This is a genomic window from Wolbachia endosymbiont of Nasonia vitripennis, assembly GCF_048054115.1.
Taxonomy (GTDB): Bacteria; Pseudomonadota; Alphaproteobacteria; order Rickettsiales; family Anaplasmataceae; genus Wolbachia.
In genome coordinates this window covers 1-6,036 of sequence record NZ_JAFEVF010000042.1, presented here as the reverse complement: position 1 = coordinate 6,036, position 6,036 = coordinate 1, and the positions used below count along the sequence as shown (strand labels likewise).

At 36.8% G+C, this 6,036-nt stretch carries 5 protein-coding genes; 3 read left to right on the top strand and 2 right to left on the bottom strand.

What is annotated here, in order from left to right; genetic code table 11:
• Window positions 1-55: 55 nt before the first annotated feature.
• Window positions 56-409: a TrbC/VirB2 family protein gene (locus JR053_RS04730; protein ID WP_010405591.1), complete on the bottom strand. Its 354-nt coding sequence runs from the start codon at window positions 407-409 to the stop codon at window positions 56-58.
• Window positions 410-537: 128 nt separating this feature from the next.
• Here JR053_RS04730 and JR053_RS04725 point away from each other — a divergent pair, with 128 nt between their 5' ends.
• Both JR053_RS04725 and JR053_RS04720 read left to right on the top strand, forming a co-directional pair.
• Entirely contained in the window at window positions 538-1,353 is an 816-nt protein-coding gene (locus tag JR053_RS04725) for a YihY/virulence factor BrkB family protein (protein ID WP_007302309.1), read from the top strand.
• Window positions 1,340-2,104 carry an SDR family oxidoreductase gene (locus tag JR053_RS04720; RefSeq protein ID WP_007302308.1) on the top strand — a complete coding sequence of 255 codons (765 nt, stop codon included), beginning with the start codon at window positions 1,340-1,342 and terminating at the stop codon, window positions 2,102-2,104. The genes JR053_RS04725 and JR053_RS04720 overlap by 14 nt, the downstream gene beginning before the upstream one ends.
• Window positions 2,105-2,221: 117 nt before the next feature.
• Here JR053_RS04720 and JR053_RS04715 read toward each other — a convergent pair whose 3' ends face one another.
• Window positions 2,222-2,395 (bottom strand): hypothetical protein, encoded by a 174-nt coding sequence (locus tag JR053_RS04715; protein WP_010405589.1) that lies wholly within the window; start codon window positions 2,393-2,395, stop codon window positions 2,222-2,224.
• 138 nt (window positions 2,396-2,533) lie between these two features.
• Here JR053_RS04715 and carB point away from each other — a divergent pair, with 138 nt between their 5' ends.
• Complete coding sequence (gene carB / locus JR053_RS04710) at window positions 2,534-5,821, top strand: carbamoyl-phosphate synthase large subunit (RefSeq protein WP_416603718.1); 3,288 nt, start codon at window positions 2,534-2,536, stop codon at window positions 5,819-5,821.
• The last annotated feature ends 215 nt before the right edge of the window (window positions 5,822-6,036 follow it).

Sequence of the window (6,036 nt, the reverse complement as noted above, 5' to 3'; positions counted from 1 at the left end):
TCTTACTTTGTTTGCTTGTCAGATCAAGTCTAAACTATTACACTTTTAATGCTTATTATGCGCATGTATTTGTTGTTGTATTCCATGTTTTACCATCAGGGCAAGCAGTTGCACCATTTTTACAAATCACACCACCTGGTACTATTTTTGAAACAACTACAGGTGCACCAAAAAACACAGCAGTAAATGCACCAAGTGCAAAAAGCGCTGGCCATGGCATTCTGCCAAATATTGCCAGCAAAGCTGCACCTATTATCACTATTGTAATCATAGGCCCGCCTATACCGTGAGTATAGCCTACTATTTTGCATATTGTATTGGTTGTTGCATCATCAGTAACAGCAGCAGCAAAAGCATTATCAAATGCAAAGGAAAGAATTAAAGCTACAAGTAGAAGAAAGTTTTTCATTATGCCTCCGTATTTAACGCTGGATTATCTATCATTTTGATTAAATTTAAGTAAACGGTGAGGATTTTTTGCTTAAAAGTATGCTTTATTTCATTTAGAATACTTTTCATAGTTTATTTATATTACAAGTGCTACAGAAATTTTATAGTATCGTTTATTGCCTTTATCGTGCTTTAATTGACACAATTTATAATGATGGAGTGGAGCATGCAGGGTATCTATCATTTTTAATCCTGTTATCAATATTTCCTTTTCTTATTGTTTTAATAGCCATGGCATCAACGTTCGCAAATTTCTTAGATCAATACAATGTCGGCTGGGCATTTATTATTGATAACATGCCACAGGATATTTTATCATCTTTGATGCCACGTATTAGGGAGATAATATCAGGCCCTCCGCAAAGCTTATTAACCTTGGCAATTGTAGGCGCTGTTTGGACTGCCTCATCGACAATTGAAGGATTTAGAACGATATTGAATAAGGCCTATAAAGTTCCGGTTTCATCGCCTTATATATGGAGAAGGGTGCTCAGTATATTACAATTTTTAGTAATTACGCTTGTTACAACTCTGACTATAGTATTTTTTACATTAGTGCCAATGTTAATTGATTTTTCTTACCAAGGGCTAAGTTATACTAGATATTTACTTATTGAGTTTGTGCTTTTTACTATAGTATCTTGGCTATATTTTACATTGCCAAACATAAAGCAAAACTTATCAGACGTATTTCCCGGATCTTGTGTGGCTGTTATTCTTTGGACGATCTCTGCTTCAGCTTTCAAGCAATATTTAAAAGCTTCCTTTGATCAACTGAATTTGATATATGGAAGTTTAGGTGGTGTGGTAGTATCGTTACTATTTTTTTATGTGCTAAGTTTGATTTTTATATATGGAGCAAAATTTAATTTTCAGCTAAAATATTTCAATGGATCTTGCTAAGGAGAAAGAAATGGGTAAGTTAGAAGGTAAAGTAGCTTTAATTACCGGGGCTTCAGGTGGAATAGGCTCTGCTGTTGCAAAAAGGTTTGTAAGAGAAGGTGCATGTGTGATTCTGATTTCAAGGTTTATCGATCACCTCAAGCCACTGTATAATGAAATTGAAGAGCTTAAAGAAGGCTATGTGAAACTAATTCAGCTTGATCTTTTAGACTTTGAAAACGTAGAAAAACTGGCAAATATGATAGAAAGCCCAAAATTATCAGAATCTGGCACACTTGATATACTGATTACATGCACTGAAATTTTATGTAAGTTGAGCCCTGTTCACGATTGTGAGCTTGAAGATCTACAGAAGGTAATGAATACAAATTTTACTGCCAGTTGGTACTTGCTAAAAAATTTGGGTCCGATACTAAAAAAGTCTAATGCTGGAAGAGCGATATTCATGACCTCAAAGATAACACTTTCTCCTTCCTCTTATCCATATTGGATGCCATATGCTGCAAGTAAAGTTGCACTAGAAGCAATGGTGAAGATATATGCATCTGAGACAAAACATACGAATTTGTGCATAAATGCCGTGTATTCGGAAGAGCCTATCGATAGTGAAATGTATAAGCAAGCATTTCCGGGAAAAGATATATCTGAATTGGTGCCACCTGATAAACTGACAGACAAATTTGTGGAACTTGCTTCTGAAGATTGTAGCATATCAGGACAAATCTTACCACTTAGCAAATCTCCCGAGTAAATTACCATAGTATCTGCAAAGATACCGTTAAGCCCACAACTGTATGAACATTGTGATTTGAGTCCACTAGGAAGGATGTCATCCCAGTGCCTCTATGGTGTCATTCCAGTCTGGAATCTAGTCTTTATTGTGCGGCCACTTATTTAAAGTTAAGTTTTCTGGATCCCAGACTGGGATGACACCTCTGGGCACTGCCGTCATAAAGGAACCAGTGTCAGCTACTTGAATGACATCATTTGCTGTGCAATTTACCTTCAAAAATGAATGTTTGTACAGCTGTGTGTCAAGCACTGGAATCTGCCACGCAAATTGCAATGTTCGTACAGTTATGCGTCAAGCCTAAAAGTAGTTAGCTAATAGGTTTAATAAAAATTCACATATACAGGAAAGATTGGTAACATTACTTGAATAGAGATCGTTATTGTAATTATGCCAAAACGCACAGATATAGAATCTATATTAGTAATAGGAGCAGGCCCAATAGTTATAGGTCAGGCATGCGAGTTTGATTATTCTGGAACGCAAAGCTGTAAAGTATTAAAAAGTGAAGGTTATAAAGTCATTTTGGTTAACTCCAACCCCGCAACTATAATGACAGATCCTGAATTCTCTGATGCAACTTATATTGAGCCGGTACTACCTGAAATCATAGAAAAAATTATAATTAAGGAGAGGCCAGACGCAATATTACCAACAATGGGAGGGCAAACAGCACTTAATTGTGCAATAAAACTTGCAGATGATGGAGTGTTAGACAAATACAACGTAGAATTAATAGGGGTAAATAGAGAAGCAATAAAAAAAGCGGAAGATAGAGAATTATTTCGCCAATCCATGGATAAAATAGGGCTAAAATACCCCAAAAGTATCATTATAAAAAATCAAGAACAAATAAAAAAGGCTTTGGATTACATTGGATTACCAGCAATCATCCGTTCATCATTCACTCTTGGTGGCGCAGGTAGTGGCATAGCATACAATAAAGAGGAGTTTTTCAATATCACAGAAAGTGCTCTAAAAATTTCACCAATAAATGAAGTTCAGATAGATGAATCAATTATCGGCTGGAAGGAATATGAAATGGAAGTTATCCGTGACTGCAAGGATAACTGTATAATAGTGTGTTCAATAGAAAATGTTGATCCAATGGGAGTGCACACCGGAGATAGTATCACAGTTGCTCCTGCTTTGACTCTGCGTGATGCTGAATATCAACAAATGAGAAATGCATCTATAGCAGTGCTGAGGGAAATTGATGTTAGTGCCGGTGGTGCAAATGTTCAGTTTGCAGTGAATCCTAAAGAAGATGGAAGCCTCGTTGTAATTGAAATGAATCCAAGGGTTTCTCGCTCTTCTGCACTTGCCTCAAAAGCAACAGGCTATCCTATTGCAAAAGTTGTCACTAAACTTGCTATTGGCTATTCGCTCGATGAAATACGTAACGACTGTGCTCCAATAATACCAGCAGCATTCGAACCAGTGATTGATTATATCGTCACTAAAATTCCTCGATTTGAGTTTGAGAAATTTAAGGGGACAAATTGTGAATTATCAACCTCCATGAAATCAGTGGGAGAAGTGATGTCAATCGGCCGTACTTTTAATGAGTCACTGCAGAAAGCTTTTCGCTCACTTGAAACAGGGCTCATGGGACTCGATGAAGTGTTTTCTGAAGACACAGATATTAAATCTCAGTTAGCAAAATTGCTGCCAAACAGATTACTGATTGCTGCTGAAGCAATGCGCCACGGAATTAGCATAGAAGAAATAAATTCGATTACAGGTTATGATTTATGGTTTTTGCAAAATATACAGCAAATTATATTAGCTGAACAAAAAATCAAGGAAAACGGCCTTCCTGAAACTGCATATGAAATATTAGAGCTGAAAAAAATGGGCTTCTCAGATGCAAGGCTCGCAAAGTTAAGTAATAGACCTACCTCTGTCATCCCAGCTGGGATCCAAGAAAAAAATAGGTGGATTCCAGTGTCACGCACTGGAATGACATCAGAGCAAATTGAAGCAATGAGGAAAAAATTTGGTGTTAATCCAGTTTATAAACGTGTAGATACCTGTGCAGCTGAATTTGAATCGAGCACTGCTTATATGTATGGATGTTATGAGGGAGACATTACAAACAGGACAGAATGCGAAGCGGACATTTCTGACCGAGAAAAGGTTGTCATTTTAGGAAGTGGTCCAAATCGCATTGGTCAAGGTATTGAGTTTGATTATGCATGCGTTCATGCAGTTTCTGCCACCAAAGAAATGGGATACGAAACAATAATGATTAACTGCAATCCCGAAACCGTTTCAACTGATTATGATACCGCTGATCGTTTATATTTTGCACCACTCATTGCAGAGGATGTGCTTGAAATACTAAGTAAAGAGCAAGAAAATGGCACACTAGTTGGTGTAATAGTTCAAATAGGTGGTCAAACGCCTTTAAAATTAGCCAAAGTGCTGAACGAAAGAGGTTTTAATATCTTGGGTACATCTTTTGATTCTATTGACCTTGCAGAAGATCGCATGAGATTTAAAAATCTTGCTTTGCAACTTAATTTAAAACAACCTGAAAATTCTATCTGTCATTCAGTGGAAGAAGCGTTAATCAACGCAGAAAAGGTGGGGTTTCCATTAGTAGTGAGGCCATCCTATGTCCTTGGTGGTCAGTCTATGTCAATTTTGCATGATATTGATAGCTTCAAAGAGTACGTCCTGAATCACACTAAAATCTTTGAGCATGGTTCGCTGCTTCTTGATAAATTTTTAGTCAATGCAGTTGAGGTTGACGTTGATGCTGTATGTGATGGGGAAAGAGTTTTCATTGCAGCGGTTATGGAGCATATTGAAGAAGCTGGTATCCACTCTGGCGATTCAACATGTTCAATACCGACAAATACATTGAGTGACGAAGTAATAAAAGAGATCGAGCTCCAAACTGAGAGAATAGCATTAGCATTAAAAGTGAAAGGTCTGATAAACATTCAGTTTGCTGTTCAAGAGAGTGATGTATACATACTTGAAGTGAATTTAAGGGCTAGCCGTACAGTTCCTTTTATTTCCAAGGTAATCAATATTCCTATTGCAAAGCTTGCCACTCAGGTTATTTTGGGTAAAAAATTGAATCAGGAAAACAAGCCTTTCAATCATTTTGCAGTTAAAGCTGCTGTTTTTCCATTTACGCGTTTTTCGGGAATTGACACTTTACTTGGTCCTGAAATGAAATCAACAGGAGAAGTGATGGGAATTGACTTATCTTTCGGAGCTGCACTTGCAAAAGTGCACATGGCTGCAGGATACAAGTTACCAACAGAAGGAACAGCTCTGGTTTCAGTAAAAGATGATGATAAAGAGTATATATTGCCTGTTGTACGAATGTTGAAAGAACTGAGTTTTGAAATATATGCCACCAAAGGCACAGCTTTGCATCTGAACAATAACGGCATTGCTGCAAAAGCTGTAAATAAAGTGAGAGAAGGCAGACCCCACATAGTTGATATGCTCAAAGATGGAAAAATAAACCTAGTGATCAATACCTCAAAAGGTGTAAAGTCAGTCTCAGATAGCAAAGATATCAGGAGAACTGCTATTTTGCAAAATATAGCTTATAGCACCACAGCTTCTGGGAGTAAAGCGTTAGCGCTTGCAATTCAATATGTAAAGAATAGCAAATTGGAAGTGAAATCATTACAGCAGATACAAAATATTTAAATATCAAGACTATAATAAATTATTACTTATTTCAAAATGAGGATCGTGTAAGCTAAGGAGAGAGAAATTTAATTAAAGGATTTTTGTGTCAGTATCAATATATAACTGCCTTGAGCGTTTGTTGAAAGGCTTTGTACTAATTTTCTTGATTCAAACAATATGCTAGACTTTAACTGTAATAGTTTAGACTTGATCTGACAGGCATGAATTAACTG

Excerpts from the sequence above, each read along its gene's own strand:
- JR053_RS04720 (WP_007302308.1), top strand. The coding sequence starts at position 1,340 with ATGGATCTTGCTAAGGAGAAAGAAATGGGTAAGTTAGAAGGTAAAGTA.
- carB (WP_416603718.1), top strand. The coding sequence starts at position 2,534 with ATGCCAAAACGCACAGATATAGAATCTATATTAGTAATAGGAGCAGGC.
- JR053_RS04730 (WP_010405591.1), bottom strand. The coding sequence starts at position 409 with ATGAAAAACTTTCTTCTACTTGTAGCTTTAATTCTTTCCTTTGCATTT.